We start from the raw sequence: 23,626 nt of genomic DNA on the forward strand, positions 1-23,626 counted from the left end.
GTGGATAGCGTCAGCGGCCTGATACTTTCGGGGGGGCGCTCCAGCCGGATGCAGCCCGTGCCGCAATGGCGGGCGGGCGACGAAGAATCCGCCGTGCTGGACAAGGGCCTGCTCAGGCTGAATGGCCGTCCCCTGGTCGCTTTTTGCAAAGATAACCTCACGCCTTGGGTCGGCGATATCTACATCAGCGCCAACCGGTTTGCGGACGTCTACGGTGCTTATGGCACGGTCGTGCCGGACGATCCAGTCTATGGAGAATCCCAGGGGCCGCTGGTGGGTATCGCCAGCGTGCTGGCGCTGATCCGCACCCCCTGGCTGTGCGTGCTGCCGGTGGATTCTCCCGTCGTGCCGCCGCGCATGGCGCCGCGCCTGGCGGAGGCCTTGCAGGACGGCAGGCATGACATCGCCTACGTGATGACGGACAGGACCCACCCGCTGTGCATGCTCATCCATGTTGCTTGCCTGCCGGCGCTGCGCGCCTATCTGCTGTCGGGGGGGCGCAGGGTGCATGGGTGGCTGATGTCGCAACGCAGCCTCGGCGTGGATTTCAGTAACGAAAACGACAAGGTCTGGAATGTGAATACGCCCGCAGATCTGGAAGACTTGCGGGCGTATGTCGAAGCGGCCGGCGGGGCGCCTGGTCAGGCCAGCCAGAGCGCCAGCGGGTAATAGGGAGCGGCCGAGCCCGCGGGCATGCTGGCGCCGGGGGCGACGCGCGCAAGGCCTGTGGCCCAGGTGAGGGAGCTCATGACGCCGGAGCTTTGCTGCGCATAGGCGCTCAGTTGCACGGGCTGTCCTTGTTTGAGCGATGCCTGCACGCGCATGAACTCGATGCGGTTGGGGTCTTTATTGACGATGTCCTTGGCGAAGACGCCCCACTGGACCTGCGGATAAATGATGCCGCGGCCCTGCATGTTGCGGATCAGCGGCGACACCAGCAGCGTGAATACCGAGTAGGCGGAAACCGGATTGCCGGGCAGGCATACGACGGGGGTCTTGCCGATATGGGCCAGGGCAACGGGCTTGCCCGGTTTCATATTGACGCGCCACAGGCTAAGCGTGCCGCCGTGCGCCTCGATGGCGGGCTTGACCAGGTCTTTTTCGCCGACGGACACGCCGCCGGCCGTCAGCACCAGGTCGGACTCGGCCAGCAGTTGGCGAAAGGCCGCATCCAGGGACTCGGCTGTATCCTCCGCGTGCAGCACGCAGGAAACCTCGGCGCCCAGCCCCTGGGCCAGCGCCGCCAGCATGAATCCATTGGAGTTGTAGATTTGCGAGGGAGCCAGGCTGTTGCCCGGCATGACCAGCTCATCGCCGGTGGTGAGGATGCCGACGCGCAGGCGGGCGTGGACTTCGACCTCGGCGATGCCCTGGGATGCAAGCACGGTGATCTCGGCGGGGCCGATCAGCGTGCCGGCTGACAGGACCTTGCCGCCCGAATGCATGTCTTCTCCCCGGTAGCGCACATGAGCGCCTTTGGCGGGAGCCTGGTGGATCTGCAGCACGCCATCGGCTTCTGTGCAGTCTTCCTGCATGACGACGGTATCCGCGCCTTCCGGCATGACGCTGCCGGTGAACAGGCGGATGGTCTTGCCGGGCTGCAGCGGCTCCGGCTGCATGCCGGCGAAACAGCGCTGCTGCACGGGAAGGCGGGCATCCGGCGACCAGTCAGCGAACCGTATGGCATAGCCGTCCATCGCGCTGTTGTCGTGCGGCGGCAGGTCGATGCTGGCGATGATGTCGCGGGCCAGCACGCGGCCGCGCGCCTGGTGCAGGGGGCAGTGTTCCGTGCGGCCCGAAGGGGCGCCGGCAGCGGCAAGCTGCTGCTGTGCAGTATCGAAATCAAGCATGTTGGTCTACTTTGGTGAGCGGAAGCCGGAGCCGAAGTTGCATGGCCGATGGGAGCTGTCCAACTGATCGCGCAGAATGCCTTCCCATGCGGTGCGGCATGCGCCGGTGGATCCCGGCATGCAGAAAATGAGAGTGCCGTTCGCCGAGCCGGCGAAGGCGTCGGATTGCAGGCTGGAGGAACCGATTTCCAGGAAGGAAAGGTGGCGGAACAGCTCGCCGAATCCGGCGATCTGATTGTCTAGCAAAGGAACGATGGCGCGCGCGGCGGATTTCCCGTGCCCGGTGCTGCCGTTGCTCAGGATGACCTGGATGCCGTCGTCGACGACCCACTGGCTGATGACGCTGCGGATCCGGTAGATGTCGTCCGGGCAGATCATGCGCTGTACGCAGCGGTGCCCGGCTTCTTGCGCGCTGGTTGCAAGATAGTCGCCCGAGGTGTCGTTGCCCGAGTGCCTGCTGTCGGATATGGTCAGCACGGCAATGTTCAGGGCAACGGAGGTTTCGGCTGCCTTGCTCATGCGGATTCTCCTTTGTCGCCATGCCGCCATTGCTCGGTTTTCTCGGTATCGGATTCGCGCTGCTGCACCCAGAACTTTTGCCCGTCCGACAGGGTTTCGCGCTTCCAGAACGGCGCCCTGGTCTTGAGGGCGTCGATGATGTATTCGCATGCGCGGAAGGCCTCGCCCCGGTGGGCGCTGGCGACCGCCACCAGCACGATCTGCTCGGACAGCGGAAGTTCGCCGACGCGATGCACCACGGTGTAGTCCAATACGCTCCAGCGGGCGGCGGCTTCCTGGCAGATGGAGAGGATTTCGTTCTCGCACATGCCGGGATAGTGTTCCAGGTACAGGCTTTGCGTACCCTGGCCTTGCGCGTAGTCGCGGACGTAGCCGGTGAAGGAGACCAGCGCGCCGGCGTCGCCCGCCGTGCGCTGGCGCAGCGCGGCGATCTGGTCCGCCACGGAAAAATCGGCAGGGGATACCAGGATCATGGCGTCAGCCTCCGGTGACCGGATCGAACACGGCGACTTCGTCGCCGGGCTGCAGCACGCGGTCGTGCGGGCTGTGCTGCTGGTTGACCGCCAGCTTCAGGCGCGAGACGGGCGCCAGCCTGGGATAGCGCGCTTCCAGTTCGCGCAGCCATGCGCTGGCGGCGATGGGAGCCGCCAGGGGCCAGGATTCTTCGCGCACGCCGGTCAGTTCGGCGACACGGGCGAAATAGAGTACGTCAAGGGTTGTGCCATTCACCGCTTTTACCTCCGGATTTATAGCTTAGCCTGATGGTTTCGATGACGATGCCCTTGTCGGCGGCCTTGCACATGTCGTAGATGGTCAATGCGGCGACGCTGCAGGCGGTCATGGCCTCCATCTCGACGCCGGTCTTGTAGTCGGTGCGGCAGGTGGCGGTGACCGTAATGCTGTGCGTGTAGTCGTCGGGCTGGAAATCCACCCCCGCAAAGCTCAGCGGCAGGCTGTGGCACAGAGGGATGAGCTCCGCGCAGCGCTTGGCCGCCAGTATGCCGGCGATGCGCGCAGTGTTCAGCACATCGCCCTTGCTGTTGGCCTGGGCGTTGAGCAGGCCGTAGGCCTGCGGGCTCATGCGGACGCGCGCGCTGGCGATGGCCGTGCGCAGCGTGTTCCGCTTGTCGGCCACATCGACCATGCGGGCATTGCCCGATGCATCGAGGTGCGTCAGGACGGCGGGAGAGGAAGTTTCTGTCATGTTGCAATTGCCGTGATCGCGGCATCGTCTGTAACGGATGATTATGGTAATAGTACCAAGGCTTGCCGTATGATTGTTGAGTCCTTGGTTGCGGCACATGACCGCGCGCAAATCGCATAGGAATGCAGTTGTGATACGGATGATCCTGGCGTTTTTTTCCCTGTACCTGGCAACGCTGCTGTTGCTGGTCGGTTCGGGCCTGTTCAATACCTATGTCGGCGTCTACCTGACGTCGCTCTCCGTGTCGGAAATCTGGGTCGGCGCCCTGATGGCGGTCTATTATCTCGGGCTGGTGCTCGGGGCGCGCACCGGCCACAAGCTGATCATCAAGGTCGGGCATATCCGCGCCTATGCCGCCAGCGCCGCCGTCGTCACGGTGACGGTGCTGTTGCAGGTGCTGATCAGCGAACTGTGGGTCTGGCTGCTGTTCCGCTTCGTGGCCGGCATGGCCATGGTGACGATGCTCATGGTGCTGGAAAGCTGGCTGAACGAGCAGACGGAAAACCATCAGCGCGGCAAGGTGTTCGCCTTCTACATGGTGTTCTCGGGGCTGGGCACTGTGCTGGGCCAGCTCACGCTGCCGCTGTTCGGCCAGATGGAGTACGAGCCCCTGGTGTTCGTCGGCATCTGTTCCGCGCTGTGCCTCATTCCCATTGCGCTGACCGGCCGCCTGCACCCCGCGCTGCAAGTGCCCGCGCCGTTGAATGTGCGCTATTACCTCAATCGCGTGCCGGTCTCGCTGACGGTTCTTTTCATTGCGGGCATGATCACCGGCGCCTTCTACGGCCTGGCACCCGTGTTCATCGTGCGCCAGGAGGTCTCCAGCGAGCAGGTGGCGCTGTTCCTGGCTTCGGCGGTGGCGGCGGGCCTGGTGTCGCAATGGCCCATGGGCTGGCTGGCCGATCGCGTCAACCGCGCGGACATGATACGGATCAATGCGGTCATCCTGACCCTGCTCGCCATTCCTCTGTGGGGGTGGTGGAGCGCGCCGTTCTGGGCGCTGATCGCGCTTGCGTGCATGCTGGGCGTGCTGCAGTTCACGCTTTATCCTCTGGGGGCCGCCTTCGCCAACGACAATGTCGATCCGGACCGCCGGGTTGGCCTGAGCGCCATCCTGCTGATGGTGTACGGCCTGGGAGCCTGTATCGGGCCGCTGCTGGCGGGCATGCTCATGCAGCAGTTCAATCCCAACGCGCTGTACATCTTCACGTCTTTGTGCGCGGGTGTTCTTGCCGTGTTCGTGCGCACGCAGCACATCTCCGGAGACCATCTCAGCCAGGATGCTCCCACGAGCTTCGTGCCCATGCCGGATACCTTGCAGAGCTCGCCCATTGCATCGGTGCTGGATCCGCGCGTCGATATGGAGCACGATGTATCGCACGAGCCGGTTCCGGAAGAGCTGCTTGCGCCGGACGGCGACGCCGGCTCCCAGGAGCCGGAGGAGCATCCCCCGGCAGGAGAGGGCGAGGACCCGTCAGCGGGGAATCAGCAGCAGGATGGCGCCGATGGCCAGGGCGATGCCCAGCGCGTTCACCCAGGATAGCTTTTCCCGGAAGAGGCCTGCGCCGACCAGCGTGCCCAGTGAAATGACGCCGATGTTCATCGCGGAAAACACCAGCGTCGGGTTTTCCGGGAAGACCTGGTGGGCGCGGATGTAGAAGTAGATATTGCCGAAGTTCAGCAGGCCGAGCGCCAGGCCGGCCACGATGTTGCGTCGCGCCCACTGAGTGCGGCGAATCGTCAGCCAGGCGAAGATCAGGATGCCAGCCAGCACGAAGGCGGTGAACAGGCTGCTGGGGAAGGCCGCGCCGCTTTTCGCCAGTTGCTTGAACATGATGTCGATCACGCCGTAGCCGAACCAGACGCCCAGTAGGACGAGGATGGCGGTGTAGCTTGGGGTTGCCGCCGCCTCCGCATTCTGGTTCTGCCTCGGACGCAGCAGCAGGCAGACCAGGGCGACCAGCGCCGTGACTATGCCCAGGGCCTTGGATTGCGTCAGGGTTTCCTGGAAGATCACGAACGAAGCGATCAGCGGCAGGAACAGGGACAGCCGCTGTGCCGCGTCGCTGAGTACGATGCCCGCGTGGCGCACGGCGGCGGCCATGATCAGGAATACGGACGGCAGCAGAAAGCCCAGTGCAGCCAGGATCCACCACGGCGTGGCCGGCGCCAGCAGCGAGGCGGGATCGGGCCGCAGGATGAAAAAGCACAGCGATGCCGCCACGACATAATTGACGGCGATGGCCTGGGCCACATCGATCTGCTGCTTGCGGGCAATCTTGAGCAGTACGGAGACGGCGACGCTGCACAGGATGCTGGTGAAAAGGATCAGCATGGAATGATTCTCTTGGTATGGTTAGTGGCGATGAGCGCTGCTGCGCAGCCCCAGGCGCTCGAACAATTGGCGGTCGCTGTCTTCCAGCGGGTTTTCCGTCGTCAGCAGGCGTTCGCCATAGAAAATGGAGTTGGCTCCAGCCAGGAAACAGAGTGCCTGCAAGCTGTCGTCCATGTTTTCGCGGCCGGCGGAAAGCCGAACGACGGCCTTGGGCATGGCGATGCGCGTTACGGCGATGGTGCGCACGAATTCGAACGGATCGATGTCTTCCGCGTGCTCCAGCGGCGTGCCTGCGACCTTGACCAGGTTGTTGATGGGGACGGATTCGGGATAGGGGTCGAGGTTGGCCAGCTGCGAGATCAGGCCAGCGCGCTCGCGGCGCGATTCGCCCAGGCCGACGATGCCGCCGCAGCAGACGTTCAGGCCGGCATTACGCACGCGTTCCAGGGTGTCAAGGCGGTCCTGGTAGGTCCGGGTGGAGATGATGGTTCCGTAGAATTCCGGAGATGTGTCCAGGTTGTGGTTGTAGTAGTCCAGTCCGGCGTCGCGCAGCGCTTCCGCCTGGCCGTCCTTCAGCATGCCGAGGGTGACACAGGTTTCCATGCCCATCGCCTTGACGGCGCGCACCATCTCCATCACGGAGTCCAGCTGTCTTGCCGTGGGAGAGCGCCAGGCGGCTCCCATGCAGAAGCGCTCCGCGCCTCGCTCCTTTGCCTGGCGAGCGGCTTCCAGCACGTCTTCGATGGGCAGGAGAGCTTCCTTTTCCATGCCGGTATCGTAAGCAGAGGATTGCGGGCAATAGGCGCAGTCTTCGGAACAGCCGCCGGTTTTGATGGACAGCAGGCTGGAGAGCTGGATCGTGTTCGGATCGTGGTGCTGACGGTGGACGGTCTGTGCTTGATGGAGCAGGTCGTTGAACGGCAGGGCATACAGCGCCAGCAGCTTGCTGACTGTCCAGCGGGAAGAGGCGCCGGCCTGTACCGTGCCGGAACGGGGGCGTTGAACGGGAATTTCCAGTAAAGCGGACATGCGCGGTTTCCTTGATGCGGGACGGTTGCATGAGTGATCAAGCCGCGAATGGTAGATACGGATTTTCCCCGTGGCAATATCCAAATGTTTTTATATTCCTTTATTTTTCTACAATAATCTTTCAATTTCCTGTATTTTTGGTTTATCGTTTGTGAAGTCGGATGCTCTTCGCGAGAATGCGCCCAGGGCGCGAAATTGCATCAAAATGAAACAATCCAATCTGGCCCGACGCCTGTCACAAGTGATTTACTATATGCCGCGTCGGGCGCATCGATGGACGTCGGGCTTTTTGAAGAAGGGGTGAGATATGGCCTGGATCTGGCTGGGATTGGCACTGCTCGTGCTGGTCGCCGAATTGCTGTCGGGCACGATATTCCTGCTGTTCGTCAGCCTGGGAATGCTCCTGCCCGGGCTCGTGCTGTTCTTCAGGCCGGAGCTGCCGTTTTCCATCCAGCTGCTGATGTTCAGCGTGATCGTGCTCATCGGCCTTGTGGTTTATATGCGTTCGCGCAAGCGCAAGCGTTTTCGCGAGGACAACAGCCTCAATTCGCCGGACGTAGGCAAGCTGGTCGAAGTCAAGGAAGAGGGCAATCGCGCCAGCTATCGGGGCTCGGGCTGGGACGTGATGCTGGACGGATCCCCGGAGCCTCTCAAGCCGGGTCGCTACCGCATCGTCGAGGTGCGTGGGACCGTGCTCATCGTCGCGTACCCGCAGGCGGACAACACGTCCGCCAATGCACGATGACGCGCCGGATGCGGGATTTTCCGCCGGCGCATGGCGTGGGCGAAAGCTGGCGCAGGCTGGGGCGTTCGCCCTGTGCCATTTGATTTTCAGGGAGATGTATCCATGTTCTATTTCTATGATTCCGCTACAGTCACCTTGCTGGTGCTCGGATTTCTCGCGGTGCTGGTGCTGTTCAAGTCCATCTGCATCGTTCCGCAGCAAAGCGCCTGGGTGATCGAACGCCTGGGCAAGTTCGACCGGGTTCTTCAGGCCGGGCCTGGGTTCATCATTCCGTTCATCGACCGCGTCGCATACAAGCACAGCCTGAAGGAAATTCCGCTGGACGTGCCGAGCCAGGTCTGCATCACGCGCGACAACACGCAATTGCAGGTCGACGGCATCCTGTATTTCCAGGTGACCGATCCCAGGATGGCGTCCTACGGATCGTCCAACTACATCAATGCGGTGACGCAGCTGGCGCAGACGGCGCTGCGCTCGGCCATCGGCAAGATGGAGCTGGACAAGACCTTCGAAGAGCGCGACATGATCAATGCGGCCGTCATCGCCGCGCTGGACGAGGCGGCGCTGAACTGGGGCGTGAAAGTGCTGCGCTACGAGATCAAGGACCTGACCCCGCCCAACGAGATCCTGCGCGCCATGCAGGCCCAGATCACGGCGGAGCGCGAGAAGCGCGCATTGATCGCCGCGTCGGAAGGGCGCAGGCAGGAACAGATCAACATCGCCACTGGTGAGCGCGAGGCTGCCATTGCCCGCTCCGAGGGGGAAAAGCAGGCGCAGATCAACCAGGCCCAGGGCCAGGCGACGGCCATCCGCGAAATCGCCGATGCCACGGCCATGTCCATCCAGAAAGTGGGGTCTTCCATCGTGCAGAACGGCGGCATCGAAGCAGTCAATCTGCAGGTGGCCGAGCGTTATGTGGAAGCCTTCAGCGAGGTGGCCAAGAAGGGCAATACCCTGATCCTGCCCGCAAACCTTGGGGATGTCGGCAGCCTGATCGCCTCGGCCATGACTGTGGTCAAGTCGGTCAAGGACAAGGAAGGAAGCGCGCAGCGCCCGTAATCGGACGCTGGAAATCTGGTTCGGGCAAGGCATGCGTCATGCGGCCTTGCCCGATTTTTTTATCCAATCCCGCCAAATGCCAATGTCAGCGCCAGCGCGGCCATGACGAGCGCGATGAGACCGTCCAGCACCCGCCATGCGCGAGGATTGGAAAACAGCGGTGCAAGCATGCGCGAGCCGGCTCCCAGCACCAGCAGCCAGACCAGGCTGGCCATCACGGTTCCCAGGGCGAAGGCCAGGCGCGCGTCCGCAAAGCTCTGCGCCAGCGAACCCACTACCATCATGTCGAGCCAGAAATGCGGATTGAGCAGGCTGAACCCTATGGCTCCCAGCAGCGCGGCGCGGCGCGAGGACAAGGCCCGGCTTGAGTCCGGCGATATCGCGCTGGGCGTGCGCAATGCCCGGCGGGCGGACTGAAATGCATACCAGCTCAGGAAGGCGACCCCGAACCAGAGCACGAATCCGGTCAGCCAGGGAGCCAGGCGGGTGATTGCCTGCAGGCCAAGCACGCTGCCGAAGATGAAGATCGCGTCGATCAGCGCGCAGACGGCAAGAATGCTGAACAGGTGGGAGCGCATGAGCCCCTGGCGCAGGATGAAGGCGCTTTGCGCCCCGACGACGGCGAACAGGCCCAGGCCGGTCGCGATGCCGCTCGCCCATGCGGACGCCATGGAAGGAGAAAGAATCAGCGGAAACATGTGATCGTCCGATTAAAGAGTACAAAAGCCCCCGCGCCGCGTTTTCAGCAGCGATGGATGCCGGGTACAAGGTGGAAGGGGCTGCGTGACGCTGTCCGAATGAGGGAACTGTTGCAAAAACCGCAGCCAAGGCCATATTTTTGTGGATACGGCATATAAAATAAAGCTAATTAATCTTAACTATATGAAGAAAAGCTAAATATATGAAGATAGACCACGGAAACCTCAAGGCGCTGGCCGCAGTCGTGCGGGAAGGCAGCTTCGAGCGCGCGGCGGCTGTGCTCAATGTCACGCCTTCCGCGGTGTCGCAGCGCGTGAAAGCACTGGAGGAACGCATGGGCCGCCTGCTGGTCCGGCGCACCGTGCCAGCGGCTGCGACCGAGGACGGTCAGGTGCTGGTCCACCTGGCCGAGCAGACGGCGCTGCTGGAGCACGACGCCTTGAATCGTCTGGGCCTGGGGGACGAGGCGGAGGGCGCCTGCATTTCCGTGGCGGTCAATCACGACAGTCTGGAAACCTGGTTCATGAAAGCGGCCCAGCTGTTTTCCAGCCGCGCTTCCGCCACGCTGGAGATGTATTCCGAGGACCAGGACCATACCGACACGCTGTTGCGCAATGGCGCGGTGCTGGGGGCCGTCACATCCAGAAGCGAGCCGGTCCAGGGCTGTCGTGCCTATTCGCTCGGGCGCATGCGCTACGTCGCCTGCTGCTCGCCGGATTTCCATGCGCGCTATTTCAATGGCGGCGTCAATGCGCGCACACTGGCCGTCGCGCCTGTGCTGGTCTTCAGCCGCAAGGACGCCATGCAGGCCAACTTTGCCCGCAGGATCATGCGCAACGCTCCGTGGAAGCCGCCCGTATGGTGGGTGCCGTCTTCCCGCGCGTTCGTCCAGGCCACGCTGGGCGGCATCGGCTGGACGATGAATCCGCTGCCTCTGGTGCAGGAATACCTGGACAGCGGGCGAGTGGTCCTGCTGCGTTCCCGGGCTTGGGAGGACGTCCCTCTATACTGGCAGCACTGGCGCGTCAACTCGGCGGCAATGGATCAGTTGACGGAGGCGGTGCTGGAAGCGGCGAAGGGGCTTGTAAAAGGGCGCTGAAGAAGAAACGCGAGCCCATGCCGTGCACGGTTCTTTGAAGCGCTTGCCGCGGGCGCGGAGCGTTCAATTGCCTGGCGCTTTGCCGCCTTCGATATCGTTTCCCGACAAGACACGAGTGATGCTGGCGGCCTCGCGGCAGACGATTTCGATCAGCAGACGGCGGTCCTGTTCGTAGCGCCATGTGGGAGCGCCCAGATTGAGGGCGGCAATGACTCTGCCGTCGGTGCCGAAGATAGGCGCCGACGCGCCCGACGCGCCTTCCACATTGGCATCCATGACTTCGGCATAGCCGTCCTTGCGTATCTTTGCCAGCCATTGCCGGATGGCTTCGGGATCGGTCTGCGTGCGCGAGGTGACTTTGACCAGGCGATGCGGCTGCAGCCATCGCTTCAGATCGTGTTCGGGCGAATGCGCCATGATGGCCAGCCCCATCGATGTGCAATGCAGCGGCCTGGGATGGTCCAGCGATGCGTCGTACCGGACTTCCTTGGGGCTGACGGCCTTCGCCAGATACTGCACATTGCCTTCTCCCGTCAGCGAGCCGATGAATGCCGATTCCAGGCTTTCCTGCGCCATCCTGGACAGAATCGGCGCGGCGATGCCCAGCAGCCTGGTGCGCAGCCCCCCCACCCATCCTCCTCGCAGCTCCGGCGGCAGCGTGTAGCCGTTTTCATCGCGCAGCAGATAGCCCCGGCCGGTCAGGGTCAGCAGCAAGGCTTGCGCGCTGCTTTTGGGGATATCCAGTTTCCTGGCTACCTCCGTCACGCCCATTGGCTCGGTGGCGGCGGAGAACAGTTCCAGAAGATCGAGAACGCGAGTCGCGGATTTGACATGGTCATTCATGAAAAGACGTCCATTGCGGACCTGGGAAAACAGGCCTAGAATGTTTATGTTCATAAACTATAGTTTATATATGTGAACAAAGCAAGTGGCCTGTTGGCTGTGGGCCGCTTTTTTCGATCAAACCATCATTGTTGCGAGGAATACGGGTATGGAGAATCAAAAGCGCTTTTCGCCGCAGGATATCATCGGCATTCTGCCGCCTCTGCTGACGCCTTTCGACGAAAAGGAAGACATCGTGGAGCCGGTTCTGCGCGAAGAGGTCCGCTATATGCTGGCCCAGGGCGTGCATGGCCTGGTCCCCGGCGGCAGCGCGGGCGAGGGCAATACCTTGTCTATCGATGAAGCGCGGCAGGTCATCGGCGTCACTTGCGAAGAGGTCGATGGGCGCGTGCCCGTCATTGCCGGGATCATTGCCAACAGCACGCGGGAAGCCATCCAGAAAGCCAGGGCCGTGTCGGACCTGGGCGTATCCGCCTTGCAGATAACGCCCGTGCACTATATCTACAGGAACGACGATGATTCCATGATCCGGCACTTTTCCGCCATTCGCGAAGCGGTGGACATTCCGATCATCATCTATAACGTCATCCCCTGGAACTATCTTTCGGTGAACCTGCTGTTGAGGCTCATGCGGGAAGTGCCGGGAATTTTCGGCGTCAAGCAAAGCGCGAGCGATGTCAAGTCGATGGCCGACCTGCTGTTGATGGCGGATCCCCATATGCGCATCTATGCCGCCATCGATGCATTGCTGTATCCGACGCTGGCGCTGGGGGCGCATGGCTCGATATCGCAGATCCTGGCTGCCATGCCGGGGCCCTGCGTGGAAATGTGGAATCTGGTCCAGCAGGGAGAGCACGAGCGCGCGCGCGAGCTGCACAATCGCCTGCTGAAGGTCTGGAACGCCATTTCGGGCGACAACAGGCTGGCGGTAACGAAGCATGTGCTGTCGCTGCAAGGCATTCCGGTCGGAGGGCCGCGTTCGCCGCTCGCGCCCGCATCGGCGGAGCAGCGGCGCAACGCGCGCATGGCGCTGGCAGAGCTGTTGGGGGAAGACAAGCTGGTATCCGCGAACTGAGTCGGGTTGGCCTAGAGTGTCCGGCGCCTCCATGCCGGAGCTCAAGGCCGTTCATGTTGAGGAGACTTTCATGAAAAAAATGCTATCCACCGTATGCATGGCTGCTTCGTTGTGCCTTGGCGGTTCGCCCGCCATGGCGGCTTATCCGGACCAGCCCATCAAAATGATCATTCCTTTCGGCGCCGGCGGAACGACGGATGTCGTGGGCCGGGTCATCGCCGAAAAGCTCGGAGACGAGCTGGGGCAGCCAGTCGTGGTCGAAAACCGCGGCGGCGCCAGCACCATCATCGGGACGAGCACGCTGGCCAGGGCGCCGGCGGACGGCTACACCATCATGCTGGCGACGCCGGATTTCACCATCAATCCAAGCCTGCAGTCATCGCTTCCCTACAAGACGCCCGAGGACTTTACGCCCATCAGCCTGATTGCAACCTATCCGCTGGTACTGGCCGCCAATGCCGGGCAGGGCATCGCTTCGGTGTCGGACCTGATCGAGAAAGCGAAGGCCAATCCGGGCAAGCTGAACTACGCCTCGGCGGGCAATGGCTCGATCCAGCATCTGTGCGGCGCCATGCTGGTCGATATGGCGAAGCTGGACATGGCCCATGTCCCGTACAAGGGCGGGGCGCCAGCCGCGACCGATCTGGCGGCCGGCCGGGCATCCGTGCTTTGCAGCGGCGCGCCACCCCTCGATCCTTATGTCCAGAGCGGCAAGGTGCGCATCCTGGCGGTCAGCACGCCAACCAGCCATCCGGCGTTGCCGGGCGTGCCCAGCATCGCGGAAAGCGGGGTGCCGGGTTTCGACATTACCGCCTGGTTCGGTTTCATCGGCCCGGCGGACCTGCCCAAGGATGTCCTGCAGCGCCTGAACAGCGCGATCGTAAAGGTCATGAAGGATCCGGCGCTGCGCCAGCGGCTTTCCATTCTTGGGGCGGAGCTGGGGGGCAGTTCTCCGGAGGCGCTGGGAAGCCTGATCGATGATGAAATCGAGAAATGGCGGAGGGTGGTTGCCGCCAATGACATCAAGGCGCAATAAGGCTGGGCCGATGCAGTGATGGATGTCGCGGCTTTTGGAAAACAAAGCGGCTTTGCAATCATCCGGCAAAACTGCTCGTTCGGCGGTGTTCACAAAGTGCAATTCCTCACACGGAACGTATTCGTGTACAATTGCGCCTCTTTGCCTCGCCGCCTTTCTGCGGCGTAACATGAGGCGAGACAGTCGGGGCGTAGCGCAGTCTGGTAGCGCATCTGGTTTGGGACCAGAGGGTCGTAGGTTCGAATCCTACCGTCCCGACCAATGTTCACGCGGCTTTGCAAGGTTTTTGCAGCGCCGTGTTTTTCTTTTGCGATGAAGCATCGGTAATTGGATGTCAGGCATGGATAGGCTCTACGGTGAGCTTTACTCCTGCCGCCCGAGCCAGCTTCAGTACGGTGTCATAGCGAGGCTTGGCGCCAGGCGCCAAGGCTTTGTAAAGGCTTTCCCTGCCAACGCCAGCGTCTTTTGCCATTTTGGTCATGCCCCGTGCCTTGGCTACATCAGCAAGCGCTGCCAGAAAAAGGGCGGGGTCATCCTCTTCCAGAGCTGCGGAGAGATATTCTGCGATAGCTTCTTCGCTGTCGAGGTATTCGGCAGCATCGAAGGGGGCTAGTTTGATGGTGCTCATGATTGTTCCTCTTGGATTTTCTTCCACATGGCGATAGCAGTCTTGATGTCCTGCTTCTGTGTAGATTTGTCGCCACCGTTGAGAAGCAGGTAGACCACTCGGCCCTCACGTGCGTAATAGAGCCGATAGCCGGGTCCGAAGTGGACGCGCATTTCCCACACACCTTCTCCGACGGGTTTCACATCACCGAAGTTTCCCAGGCTGACTTGCCTGATGCGGATCACGATCCTTGCTTTGGCCTTCAAGTCTTTCAGTCCTGCAAGCCATGCAGTGAACAAATCGGTTCGGTTGATTGTGTTCATGTGGGTGATTGTATCCATTTGGATACGATTCGGTCAATAGAAAATCGTCTTGGAAGCACTTCTCTACTATAGGGGAGCGGCTTGTCCTCGATTTCGGTGAGTTGCGGGACCAGAACGGGTGCAGTCGGATTGCCGCCTCCGTTTCTGGTTTCTTTCCGCACTCAATGTCGATCACTCCTCCCCGGCATCCTCCTGCGGCTCGGAAGCATTGGGGTCGACGATATGCCGGGTGATGCGCACCTGGCTGATCCTCCGGCCCTCCAGCGCCTGCACCACGAAGTGCAGTTGCACATTGGGCCGCTGCAGGGTGTATTCGTCGCCGACCGCGGGCAGGCGTCCGAATTCCTGCAGCAGGTAGCCTGCCAGCGTACTGAATTCATCGTCCTCGTCGCTGAGGCCGCTGATGTCCAGCGTCTGCTCCAGCTGGTGCAGGTCGGTGCCGCCATCGACCATCCAGCTGTTTTCGCCGTCCGGCGTGATGTCCGGGGTTTCGTCCTCGTCGGGGAAGTCGCCGGCGATGGCTTCGAAGACGTCGATCGGCGTGACCAGGCCTTCCACCGCGCCGAATTCGTTGATGACGATGACCAGCTGGCCGCGCGCGCCCTTGAGCGTTTCCATCAGGTCCAGGATGCCGATGGTTTCATGGACGATGATGGCGGGACGCAACTGCTTTTCGTTAACCTTGCCGCGCTGGAGCAGGTCGGCGATCATGTCCTTGGCGCGGCCGATGCCGACGATTTCATCCAGGGATCCGCGACAGACCGGATAGAAGCCGTGCGGCGTGACTGTCAGTGTCTCGCGGATGGCCTCGGGACCGTCGTCCAGGTTGATCCAGCTGATGTCCGTGCGGGGCGTCATGATGGAATGCACGCTGCGCTCGGCCAGCCTCAGCACGCCGCTGACCATGTTGCGCTCTTCCACGCCGAAAGGCAGCTCGCCGCCCGGAGGAAGCGCGACGATTTCGGAGACGGGCTCGTCGGATGCGGGGCGCTTGCCCAGCATGCGCAGGATGCCTTCGGCGGTGCGCTCGCGCATGGGCTTGTGGGCTTCGGCCGTCAGCATGTTGCGGCGGGCGAGCTGGTTCAGCGTCTCGATCATGACCGAGAAGCCGATGGCCGCGTACAAGTAGCCCTTGGGCACCTTGAAGCCGAAGCCTTCGGCCACCAGGGCGAAACCGATCATCAGCAGGAAGCCCAGGCACAGCACGATGACGGTCGGGTGGGCGCTGACGAAACGAGACAGCGGCTTGGACGCCACCAGCATGATGCCGATGGCGATAATGACGGCAGCCATCATCACGGGCAGGTGATCGACCATGCCGACGGCGGTGATCACCGCGTCGAGCGAAAACACGGCATCGAGCACGACGATCTGCGTGACGATGACCCAGAAGCTGGCGTAGACGCGCGGACCGGAGATTGAGTGTGTCTTTCCTTCGACCCGCTCGTGCATTTCCATGGTGCCCTTGAACACCAGGAAGAAACCGCCCAGGATCATGATGAGGTCGCGTCCCGAGAAGCTGGAGTCCCATACGGTGAACAGCGGCTCCGTGAGCTTGAACATCCAGGAAATGGCGGTCAGCAGGCCAAGGCGCATGACCAGGGCGAGCGACAGGCCGATGATACGCGCGCGGTCGCGCTGTGAGGGTGGGAGCTTGTCTGCCAGAATGGCAATGAAGATCAGGTTGTCGATCCCCAGTACGATTTCAAGCAGTACCAGGGTGATGAGACCTAGCCATATGGCCGGATCCAGGAGGAACTCCATGAGGGACTATCCGTGAATTAAAAGTCCGATTATAAGGATTTGAGACGAAAACAAAAGTATTGCGGCGCAATATGGTCATATGGATTTTTGCCGCCGGAGGCAACTGCCCAAGGCAATATTTTTCTTGACCTGAAAAAACAGCGGCGGTAGGATTTGAACCGTTGTCACACGGATGCAATGTGTTCCACTGTTGCTTCCGTGTTTTATTGGACCATAAAATGCTCAAAATGAGTATAATTATTCGGGCGCGGATGTGCGTCCATGAACGGAGTCCTTCGGGGCAAAAGGAACCGATATGTATCGTCAGCGGTTGGGAAAAATACTGTACATGGCTGCGGCGGCAGTCTCCTTCCAGGCGGCTGCTGCCAGTGATGTCATCCGCATCGGCGAACTGAACAGCTACAAGACGCAGCCCGCGTTCCTGGAGCCGTACAAAAAGGGCATGGATCTGGCCGTGGAGCAGATCAATGCGGCTGGCGGAGTCAACGGCAAGAAGCTGGAACTGATCGTCAGGGACGACAACTCCAATCCGGGCGATGCCGTGCGCACGGCCGAGGAATTGATCACGCGCGACCGCGTGGACGTGCTGACCGGCACCTTCCTGTCGCATATCGGGCTGGCCGTGTCGGATTTCGCCAAGCAGCGCAAGCGCTTCTTCCTGGCCAGCGAACCGCTGACCGACAAGATGGTCTGGGAGCAGGGCAACCGCTATACCTACCGCCTGCGCAATTCCACCTACATGCAGGTGTCCATGCTGATCCCCGCCGCTGTGCAGATGAACCGCAAGCGCTGGGCCATCGTCTATCCCAACTATGAATACGGACAGTCGGCGGTCGCCACGTTCAAGCGCCTGTTGAAAGAGGCGCAGCCGGACGTGGAGTTCGTGGTCGAGCAGGCTACGCCGCTGGGCCGCATCGATGCCGGCAATGTGGTGCAGGCGCTGGCGGACGCCAAGCCCGACGCCATGTTCAACGTGCTGTTTGCCACCGATCTGGCCAAGTTCGTGCGCGCCGCCAATCAGCGCCGTTTCCTGAAGGACCTGCCGGTCGTCAGCATGCTGACGGGTGAGCCGGAATACCTGGATCCGCTGGGTCGCGAAACGCCGGTGGGCTGGGTGGTGACAGGGTATCCGTGGTATGCCATCGACACGCCGGAGCACAACCGCTTCCTGAAGGCCTACCAGGATCGGTTCAATGATTATCCCCGCCTGGGGACGCTGATCGGCTACAACGCCATCCTGTCGCTGGCGGCCGGTATTGAAAAGGCGGGCTCCACCGATACCGAGGCGCTGATCGCCGCTTTCAAGGATCTGACGCTGGACACGCCGGTCGGGCCCATCACCTACCGCGGGCTGGATCACCAGTCGACCATGGGTGCGCACGTGGGCACGCTGGCCATCGAAAACGGCAAGGGCGTGATGACGGATGTCCGCTACGTGGACGGCGCGACCGTACAGCCCGACGACGAACTGGTGCGCAAGCTGCGCCCGGCGGACGCGCAGTGACCACGCGCCGGAGTGCAGGACTCGGCCTTCAGGCCGAGGTCGAGCGAGGCAGTACCCATGCGGTGCCGAAGGCGCCCCCGTATTGTGGCGGAGATGCTCCGGCCCTTGGGCCGGAGTTCTTCACCATGGATCGAAGCGCAGGCCTCGCCGCTCACGGCGAGGCCGAGCGGTGCAGTTTCTATTCGGGGCCGGGCGCATGACGCTGTCGGGCCTGTTCGTCCAGTTCATCAACGGCCTGGCGGAGGCCTCGTCGCTATTTCTCGTCGCGGCGGGCCTGTCGCTGATCTTCGGCGTGACGCGCATCGTGAACTTCGCGCACGGTTCGCTGTACATGCTGGGGCTGTACGTGGCCTACAGCCTGGTGGAGCGCTGGGGGGATTCGGCGCTGGGCTTCTGGACGGCGCTGCTGTGCGCGGCCTTGCTCATCGCCATGCTGGGCCTGTTGATCGAAGTGCTGCTGCTGCGCCGCATCTATCGCGCGCCGGAAATGTTCCAGCTGCTGGCGACCTTCGCGCTGGTGCTCATATTCAACGATGCCGCGCTGTGGCTGTGGGGGCCGGACGATCTGCTGGGCCCCCTGGCGCCGGGGCTGGATGGCGCGGTGGAACTGTTCGGCCGCTATGTTCCCGTCTATGACCTGTTGCTGGTCGCCATCGGGCCGCTGGTCCTGCTGGCGCTGTGGCTGCTGTTGACGCGCACGCGCTGGGGCGCGCTGATCCGCGCCGCCACGCAGGACCGCGAAATGCTGGGCGCCCTCGGCGTGAACCAGGCCTGGCTGTTCACCAGCGTCTTTGCGCTGGGCGCATTCCTGGCGGCCCTGGGCGGCGCGTTGCAGATACCGCGCCAGCCGGCCGCGCTGGCCCTGGATCTGAGCATCATCGGCGATGTCTTCGTGGTCGTGGTGGTCGGCGGCATGGGATCCATTCCTGGCGCCTATCTTGCCGCCTTGCTGATTGCCCAGGTCAAGGCGCTGTGCATTGCGCTGGGCGTGGTGTCCATCGGCGGATTCGAATTCGCCTTTCCCAAGCTGACGCTGGCCGTCGAATTCATCTGCATGGCGCTGGTGCTGGTGTTCCGCCCCTGGGGATTGCTGGGCAAGCCTCTGGCGCAACTGCGGCACCAGTCCGCCGTGGAAGCCCCCCTGGCGCAGAGTTCGGCTGGCGAGCGCCGGGTCTGGCTGCTATTGCTGGCGGCGCTGGCCTTGACGCCGCTGTTGTCCTCAAGCCTGCCTTACGCGCCGATTCTGATCCAGGATATCCTCATGACGGTCCTGTTCGCCGCGAGCCTGCATTTCATGATGGGGCCCGGCGGCATGGTGTCTTTCGGGCACGCGGCCTATTTCGGGCTGGGCGCCTATGCGGCCGCGCTGTTGTTCAAGCTGGCGGGATGGTCCATGCCGGCGGCCATGCTGGGCGCGCCGGTGCTGGTGCTGCTGGCCGCCATCGTCTTCGGCTGGTTCTGCGTGCGGCTGTCGGGAGTCTACCTGGCCATGCTGACGCTGGCGTTCGCGCAGATCGTCTGGTCCATCATTTTCCAGTGGGACGGCCTGACGGGGGGCTCCAACGGCATCATCGGCATCTGGCCGGCGCAGTGGCTGTCCGGCGACCGGTTCTTCTACCTGGTGTTGGCTGTCGTCGTCGCGGGGGCATGGATGTTGCGGCGGATGCAGTTCTCGCCGTTCGGTCATGCCTTGCGGGCCAGCCGGGACTCAGCCATGCGCGCCGATGCCTGCGGCATCCCGGTGCGCTCGGTGCAGTGGGCGGCGTTCAGCGTGGCGGGCCTGTTCGCCGGTCTTGCGGGAGTACTGTTCGTGTTCGCCAAGGGCGGGGCCTCTCCGGAAGTCATTTCAGTGGCCAAGTCGGTCGATGCCCTGGTGATGGTGCTGCTTGGCGGGATCCAGGCAATGGCCGGTCCTGTGCTGGGCGCGACGGCCTTCACGCTGCTGCAGGACTGGTTCGTCGGCGCGACGGAATACTGGAGGGCCTTGTTCGGTCTTGTGATCCTGATGCTCGTGCTGCTGTTTCCTTCGGGGCTGGCGGGGGCGATCCAGCTATTGCGGGACAAGGCCCGCGGAAAGCGGCGCAGTCTTCGGACGGGCAAAATATCCGAAGGAGGCAAGCCCTTGCATGAGCAGGATCCGTGGAAGGAACTGGCCCAGGCCATGGACGGTCTGCCCGGAGCGGCGCGCACGGACGGCGGCACGGCGGCGATGCCTGCCCCAAGTCCCGCGCACAGCGGCGGATCCGCGTCCTCGGGAGAGCCTTTGCTGAACGTTCGGGGCCTGACGAAGCGCTTTGGTGGAAATGTGGCCGTGGACGAGGTCGAGTTTTCCCTTGCGCCAGGCGAGATGCTGGCGCTGATCGGACCGAACGGTGCGGGAAAAAGTACGACATTCAATATGCTTGGCGGGCAGTTGAAAGCGGACGGAGGCTCGGTGCTGTTCGACGGGACGGAGCTGCTGGGAAGACCGTCGGGCGCGATGGCCTCCATGGGGATCGGACGCACATTCCAGATATCGACGCTGTTTGCTTCGATGCGGGTCGTGGAAAATGTGCAGATTGCGCTGATGGCCAGTCAGGGCAGGATCTGGAATGCCTGGAAGGCCGCGGCGGATATCGGGCGCGAAGCTGCGCTGGAGCTGTTGGATCAGGTCGGCATGCGGGACCAGGCGGACCTGCCCTGCAGCCAGTTGGCCTATGGCGACGTCAAGCGCGTGGAACTGGCCGTCAGCCTGGCTGCGCGGCCCAGGCTGCTGCTGATGGACGAGCCGACGGCGGGCATGGCGCCTTCCGAGCGCGCAGGCCTGATGGCGCTGGTGCGGCGGCTGGCCAGGGAGCGCGATATGGCCGTCCTGTTCACCGAGCACAGCATGGACGTGGTGTTCGGCTACGCGGATCGCATCGTGGTGCTGTCGCGGGGCAGGCTGATTGCGCAGGGCGACGCACAAGCGATACAGAGCCATGCACAGGTCCAGGCGGTTTACTTCGGGACGGGGAAGACTTTCGATGCCAGGTGAGCACATGCCTTCATCATCCGGGACTTCCGCGCAGCAAGTCTTGCTGCGCGTCGCGGGGCTGTGCGCCTGGTACGGCGAGGCCCAGATCCTGCACGATGTGTCGCTGGAGGTGCGGCGCGGCGAAGTCGTCGCGCTGATGGGCCGCAACGGTGCAGGCAAGTCCACGACCATGCGCAGCCTGGTGGGACTGGTGGCGCGCCGCAGCGGCGTCCTGGACTTCATGGGGCATGATCTGCTGCGCCTGCAGCCGTATCAGGCCGCGCGTTGCGGACTGGGCTATGTGCCCGAGGACAGGCGCGTGTTTTCCGAGCTGACGGTGCTGGAGAATCTGGACCTGGGTCGGCAGCCGGTCCGCGTCTGGCCGGATGGAAGCGAAGTTCCGCAATGGACTGTCGAGCGCCTGCTGGATCTGTTCCCTTTGCTGCTTCCGTTGCTGAAGCGCCCGGCGGGCCTGCTGAGCGGGGGAGAGCAGCAGATGCTGTCGGTAGCCCGCACGCTCATGGGAAATCCGTATCTCGTGCTGCTGGACGAGCCCTCCGAAGGTGTCGCGCCCGTGGTGGTCGAGCAGATGGTGGAAATGATCCAGGCCCTGAAGGCGCACGGCGTCAGCGTGCTGCTGTCCGAGCAGAACCTGCATTTCTCCGCGCTGGTATGCGAGCGCGCCTATGTGCTGGAGAAAGGCTGCGTGCGCTATGACGGCAGCCTTTCGGCACTGCGGCAGGATGAGGAAAAGCTGCGCAGCCTGCTTTCCATTTGAGAATGCCGGCGCACGCAATGCGCCGGCATCCCGGGCCTGGCCGTCCTGTTGCGGATCAGGGTACCAGCGACAGGCCGATACGGACTTGCGGGGACGTCTTCTCGCGATAGTCCAGCATCGTCATGCCGTATCCCTGGAAGTACTGGACATGGAAATAGCCGCCCATGTTCAGGAACGTGCGGCGCAGCGGCCAGGCAAGGTCGATCTGCGTTGCTGTGCGTCCGTGCTTGCCCTGCTGGTACATGCCGGAAAGCACCAGCCCATTGTCCTGCGCCCAGCGCAGTTTCCAGTCCACATTGCCTGCGTAGTCGCGATAGTGCGGCGTGGTTTCGTCGGCCTTGAAGTAGGCCTTGATGCGGGGCGCGAAGGTCAGCGTGCTGCCGCCGGCAAAGCGGTGGCTGAATTCAGGCTGGATGAAGACATCGTTGATCGAGCGCGAATCGGGGCCTTCCTTGCCGTTGGACTTGTGTTCCACGCCGGAGGTCAGGCCCATGAACCAGCGCCTGTCATCCGACTGGAGAATGGCGTCCTTTTGCCAGAACAGGCTGGGGTTGTACGTCGTATCGATGAATGGGTTGGAGTCGGACGACAGGTCCCAGATCGAGGTCTGGGTATAGCCCACGTACCAGTGGTTCATGAAGCCGGCCTTGTCGGGGCTGGGCGGCGTGAACGGGCGGAACTTGAAGCTCAGCTGGAAGCGGGCGTTCAGGCCGCCCTTGTTGCCCAGCAGGAAATACATGGGATCGTGCGGCGACAGCGCATTGCGGAAGCTCTCGAAAGGGGAGTGCGAGGCGGGCCTCGCGGCCACCTCGGCCGGCGCGGGGCCGGACTCCGTTGAAGCGCCGGCTGCGGCCACCGTGGCCGGATCCGCCGGCGCCAGCTCCCGCGATCCAGGCAAGGACGCCAGCACCGGGCCGTTGGCCGGAGTTCCAGCGATGGAGCTGCCTTCCAATGAGCTGGTGTCCAGTGCGAGCAGCGTGGGCGTGCCCTCGACGTTGACTGCCTGGAGGCCTGTCAGCGATGGCGGGACGACGGCGCTCCAGGTGAAGGTGACGAAGTTGTTGACCGGCACGCTGACGCTGCCATAGCCGGCGGAAAGCGCCGCCAGGCTGCGCAGCGCGCTGCCGTCGTTGCCGCGCCACTGCAGCACCAGGTTCTCCGGCGGCGTCCAGTCCAGTGCGCTGTCCGTATCGTTGAACAGGACGGCGCGGATGGTGACGGTTTCTCCGGGCACGGCATGCGCCTGCTCCAGCGTGTACTGGATGCCGGCGTGCGCGCGCGATGCGCCGAATGCGGCAATGAGGGCAAGCGAAGCCAGGAGGACGATGCGGGGAAGGCGGGAACGAAGCACGGAACTTGCGGAACTCATTTTGACGGATGTATTGTGTTGGCGGTAATCGTGGGGCGAAGGGCATATCGGCCCGCAGCCTTTCGGACAGGCGGGTTAATTTACACCGGAATGTGCGGGTGCACGCTACGCGATGTAACTCCCGAGTTTTCGCAGTCTGCCGGGATATGCCGTTTTGGCTGTTGCGCCCCGGAAATCAAAGGATATTCCATGTCAGCATTGGCCGAGATTTGGCAGACAGTGGCAAGCGAGTTTTCCGATATCGCGGACATCAAAGAGGCCACGATAATCGTGCTTCGCCTGGGGCTCGCCGTCGCTTTGGGAGCCGCCATCGGCTACGAGCGCGAGAGGCGGGGAAAAGACGCGGGCTTGCGCACGCATATGCTTGTTTCCCTGGGGGCTGCGATATTCGTTCTGGTGCCGGTTGCCAGCGGCATGCAGGTGGCTGACATGAGCAGGGTGATGCAGGGCGTGATTGCCGGGGTTGGCTTTCTCGGGGCAGGCGCCATCCTGAAGCAGGAAAAAGACCAGGCGGTAAGAGGATTGACGACGGCCGCAAGCATCTGGGTCGCCGCGGCCATCGGCATGGCGGCAGGCTATGGACGAGAAGCCACCGCCGTGGCCAGCACGCTCGTTGCCTTGTTTGTCCTGGCGGTTGTAAGCCGCGTGGAGCGAAAAGGCTGATGCGATCTGGAAAATGGCCTGCCCTACAGGAATCGAACCTGTGACCCCAAGTTTAGAAGACTTGTGCTCTATCCAACTGAGCTAAGGGCAGACTTCTTGCTTCAGGCAATCAAGCATTTTACCCTGACTG

Annotated in this window: 24 protein-coding genes, 2 tRNA genes and 1 pseudogene; 13 read left to right on the forward strand and 14 right to left on the reverse strand. The window is 62.7% G+C overall.

The window, feature by feature from the left end:
• Entirely contained in the window at positions 1-669 is a 669-nt protein-coding gene (gene mobA, locus EV686_RS04065) for a molybdenum cofactor guanylyltransferase (protein WP_132473829.1), read from the forward strand.
• Here the strand turns inward: mobA and EV686_RS04070 are convergent.
• Genes EV686_RS04070 through moaC form a run of 5 tightly spaced genes read right to left on the reverse strand, consistent with a single transcriptional unit; the run spans position 642 to position 3,573 of the window.
• Positions 642-1,850 (reverse strand): molybdopterin molybdotransferase MoeA, encoded by a 1,209-nt coding sequence (locus EV686_RS04070; RefSeq protein ID WP_132473831.1) that lies wholly within the window; start codon positions 1,848-1,850, stop codon positions 642-644. The two genes, mobA and EV686_RS04070, sit on opposite strands and share 28 nt — an antisense overlap.
• 6 nt (positions 1,851-1,856) lie before the next feature.
• Complete coding sequence (locus EV686_RS04075; protein WP_132473833.1) at positions 1,857-2,369, reverse strand: molybdopterin-binding protein; 513 nt, start codon at positions 2,367-2,369, stop codon at positions 1,857-1,859.
• Entirely contained in the window at positions 2,366-2,842 is a 477-nt protein-coding gene (locus tag EV686_RS04080; protein WP_132473835.1) for a molybdenum cofactor biosynthesis protein MoaE, read from the reverse strand. Before EV686_RS04080 ends, EV686_RS04075 begins: the two co-directional genes overlap by 4 nt.
• A 4-nt stretch (positions 2,843-2,846) precedes the next feature.
• Positions 2,847-3,098, reverse strand: coding sequence for a MoaD/ThiS family protein (locus EV686_RS04085; protein ID WP_132473837.1), 252 nt, complete (start codon positions 3,096-3,098; stop codon positions 2,847-2,849).
• Entirely contained in the window at positions 3,079-3,573 is a 495-nt protein-coding gene (gene moaC / locus EV686_RS04090; RefSeq protein ID WP_132473839.1) for a cyclic pyranopterin monophosphate synthase MoaC, read from the reverse strand. The genes EV686_RS04085 and moaC overlap by 20 nt, the downstream gene beginning before the upstream one ends.
• Before the next feature lie 130 nt (positions 3,574-3,703).
• On the opposite strand from moaC, the gene EV686_RS04095 reads away from it, so the two are divergent.
• Positions 3,704-5,116: an MFS transporter gene (locus EV686_RS04095; protein WP_132473841.1), complete on the forward strand. Its 1,413-nt coding sequence runs from the start codon at positions 3,704-3,706 to the stop codon at positions 5,114-5,116.
• Here the strand turns inward: EV686_RS04095 and EV686_RS04100 are convergent.
• Together EV686_RS04100 and bioB are read right to left on the reverse strand one after the other, a co-directional pair.
• Positions 5,048-5,908, reverse strand: coding sequence for an EamA/RhaT family transporter (locus tag EV686_RS04100; protein WP_132473843.1), 861 nt, complete (start codon positions 5,906-5,908; stop codon positions 5,048-5,050). The two genes, EV686_RS04095 and EV686_RS04100, sit on opposite strands and share 69 nt — an antisense overlap.
• A 21-nt stretch (positions 5,909-5,929) precedes the next feature.
• Positions 5,930-6,937, reverse strand: a complete 1,008-nt coding sequence (bioB, locus tag EV686_RS04105; RefSeq protein WP_132473845.1) for a biotin synthase BioB — start codon at positions 6,935-6,937, stop codon at positions 5,930-5,932.
• 307 nt (positions 6,938-7,244) lie between these two features.
• Between bioB and EV686_RS04110 the strand changes: the two genes are divergently transcribed.
• Both EV686_RS04110 and EV686_RS04115 read left to right on the forward strand, forming a co-directional pair.
• Positions 7,245-7,682, forward strand: coding sequence for an NfeD family protein (locus tag EV686_RS04110; protein ID WP_132473847.1), 438 nt, complete (start codon positions 7,245-7,247; stop codon positions 7,680-7,682).
• A gap of 102 nt (positions 7,683-7,784) precedes the next feature.
• Complete coding sequence (locus tag EV686_RS04115) at positions 7,785-8,741, forward strand: SPFH domain-containing protein (RefSeq protein WP_132473849.1); 957 nt, start codon at positions 7,785-7,787, stop codon at positions 8,739-8,741.
• Positions 8,742-8,800: 59 nt separating this feature from the next.
• Here EV686_RS04115 and EV686_RS04120 read toward each other — a convergent pair whose 3' ends face one another.
• Positions 8,801-9,439 carry a LysE/ArgO family amino acid transporter gene (locus EV686_RS04120; protein WP_132473851.1) on the reverse strand — a complete coding sequence of 213 codons (639 nt, stop codon included), beginning with the start codon at positions 9,437-9,439 and terminating at the stop codon, positions 8,801-8,803.
• A 203-nt stretch (positions 9,440-9,642) separates the two neighbouring features.
• Here EV686_RS04120 and EV686_RS04125 point away from each other — a divergent pair, with 203 nt between their 5' ends.
• Positions 9,643-10,539, forward strand: coding sequence for a LysR family transcriptional regulator ArgP (locus tag EV686_RS04125; RefSeq protein ID WP_132473853.1), 897 nt, complete (start codon positions 9,643-9,645; stop codon positions 10,537-10,539).
• Between the two features lie 63 nt (positions 10,540-10,602).
• Here EV686_RS04125 and EV686_RS04130 read toward each other — a convergent pair whose 3' ends face one another.
• On the reverse strand, positions 10,603-11,382 hold the full coding sequence (locus tag EV686_RS04130; protein ID WP_165972491.1) for an IclR family transcriptional regulator: 780 nt from the start codon (positions 11,380-11,382) through the stop codon (positions 10,603-10,605).
• A 148-nt stretch (positions 11,383-11,530) separates the two neighbouring features.
• On the opposite strand from EV686_RS04130, the gene EV686_RS04135 reads away from it, so the two are divergent.
• From EV686_RS04135 to EV686_RS04145, 3 genes are all read left to right on the forward strand, one after another.
• Positions 11,531-12,457: a dihydrodipicolinate synthase family protein gene (locus EV686_RS04135; protein ID WP_132473857.1), complete on the forward strand. Its 927-nt coding sequence runs from the start codon at positions 11,531-11,533 to the stop codon at positions 12,455-12,457.
• Between the two features lie 70 nt (positions 12,458-12,527).
• Complete coding sequence (locus tag EV686_RS04140; RefSeq protein WP_165972492.1) at positions 12,528-13,493, forward strand: Bug family tripartite tricarboxylate transporter substrate binding protein; 966 nt, start codon at positions 12,528-12,530, stop codon at positions 13,491-13,493.
• Positions 13,494-13,677: 184 nt separating this feature from the next.
• Positions 13,678-13,754, forward strand: a tRNA-Pro gene (locus tag EV686_RS04145).
• A 73-nt stretch (positions 13,755-13,827) separates the two neighbouring features.
• Here EV686_RS04145 and EV686_RS04150 read toward each other — a convergent pair.
• The 3 genes from EV686_RS04150 to EV686_RS04160 form a co-directional block, all read right to left on the reverse strand.
• Positions 13,828-14,121: an addiction module antidote protein gene (locus tag EV686_RS04150; RefSeq protein WP_132473861.1), complete on the reverse strand. Its 294-nt coding sequence runs from the start codon at positions 14,119-14,121 to the stop codon at positions 13,828-13,830.
• A complete protein-coding gene (locus EV686_RS04155) occupies positions 14,118-14,423 on the reverse strand; it encodes a type II toxin-antitoxin system RelE/ParE family toxin (RefSeq protein WP_132473863.1) in 306 nt (101 codons plus the stop codon). The genes EV686_RS04150 and EV686_RS04155 overlap by 4 nt, the downstream gene beginning before the upstream one ends.
• A 171-nt stretch (positions 14,424-14,594) precedes the next feature.
• Positions 14,595-16,187 carry a TerC family protein gene (locus EV686_RS04160; RefSeq protein ID WP_132473865.1) on the reverse strand — a complete coding sequence of 531 codons (1,593 nt, stop codon included), beginning with the start codon at positions 16,185-16,187 and terminating at the stop codon, positions 14,595-14,597.
• Between the two features lie 328 nt (positions 16,188-16,515).
• On the opposite strand from EV686_RS04160, the gene EV686_RS04165 reads away from it, so the two are divergent.
• The 4 genes and pseudogenes from EV686_RS04165 to EV686_RS04175 all read left to right on the forward strand — a co-directional run bounded on the left by EV686_RS04165 (position 16,516) and on the right by EV686_RS04175 (position 21,464).
• The gene (locus EV686_RS04165; RefSeq protein ID WP_243650740.1) at positions 16,516-17,691 is read left to right on the forward strand and encodes an ABC transporter substrate-binding protein; all 1,176 of its coding nucleotides are present in this window, start codon (positions 16,516-16,518) and stop codon (positions 17,689-17,691) included.
• 196 nt (positions 17,692-17,887) lie between these two features.
• Positions 17,888-19,792: pseudogene (locus EV686_RS04170) on the forward strand (ABC transporter permease); the annotation flags it as partial.
• Between the two features lie 246 nt (positions 19,793-20,038).
• Positions 20,039-20,707, forward strand: coding sequence for an ABC transporter ATP-binding protein (locus tag EV686_RS18790; RefSeq protein WP_243650773.1), 669 nt, complete (start codon positions 20,039-20,041; stop codon positions 20,705-20,707).
• A gap of 4 nt (positions 20,708-20,711) precedes the next feature.
• Positions 20,712-21,464, forward strand: a complete 753-nt coding sequence (locus EV686_RS04175; protein WP_132473869.1) for an ABC transporter ATP-binding protein — start codon at positions 20,712-20,714, stop codon at positions 21,462-21,464.
• Positions 21,465-21,519: 55 nt separating this feature from the next.
• Here the strand turns inward: EV686_RS04175 and EV686_RS04180 are convergent, their stop codons facing one another.
• Complete coding sequence (locus tag EV686_RS04180) at positions 21,520-22,833, reverse strand: phospholipase A (protein ID WP_132473871.1); 1,314 nt, start codon at positions 22,831-22,833, stop codon at positions 21,520-21,522.
• A 189-nt stretch (positions 22,834-23,022) separates the two neighbouring features.
• Here EV686_RS04180 and EV686_RS04185 point away from each other — a divergent pair, with 189 nt between their 5' ends.
• Positions 23,023-23,496, forward strand: coding sequence for an MgtC/SapB family protein (locus EV686_RS04185; RefSeq protein WP_132473873.1), 474 nt, complete (start codon positions 23,023-23,025; stop codon positions 23,494-23,496).
• A 14-nt stretch (positions 23,497-23,510) separates the two neighbouring features.
• On the opposite strand, the gene EV686_RS04190 is transcribed toward EV686_RS04185, so the two are convergent.
• Positions 23,511-23,587, reverse strand: a tRNA-Arg gene (locus EV686_RS04190).
• Positions 23,588-23,626: the final 39 nt, after the last annotated feature.

Source organism: Paracandidimonas soli (assembly GCF_004342005.1).
Classification (GTDB): domain Bacteria; phylum Pseudomonadota; class Gammaproteobacteria; order Burkholderiales; family Burkholderiaceae_B; genus Paracandidimonas; species Paracandidimonas soli.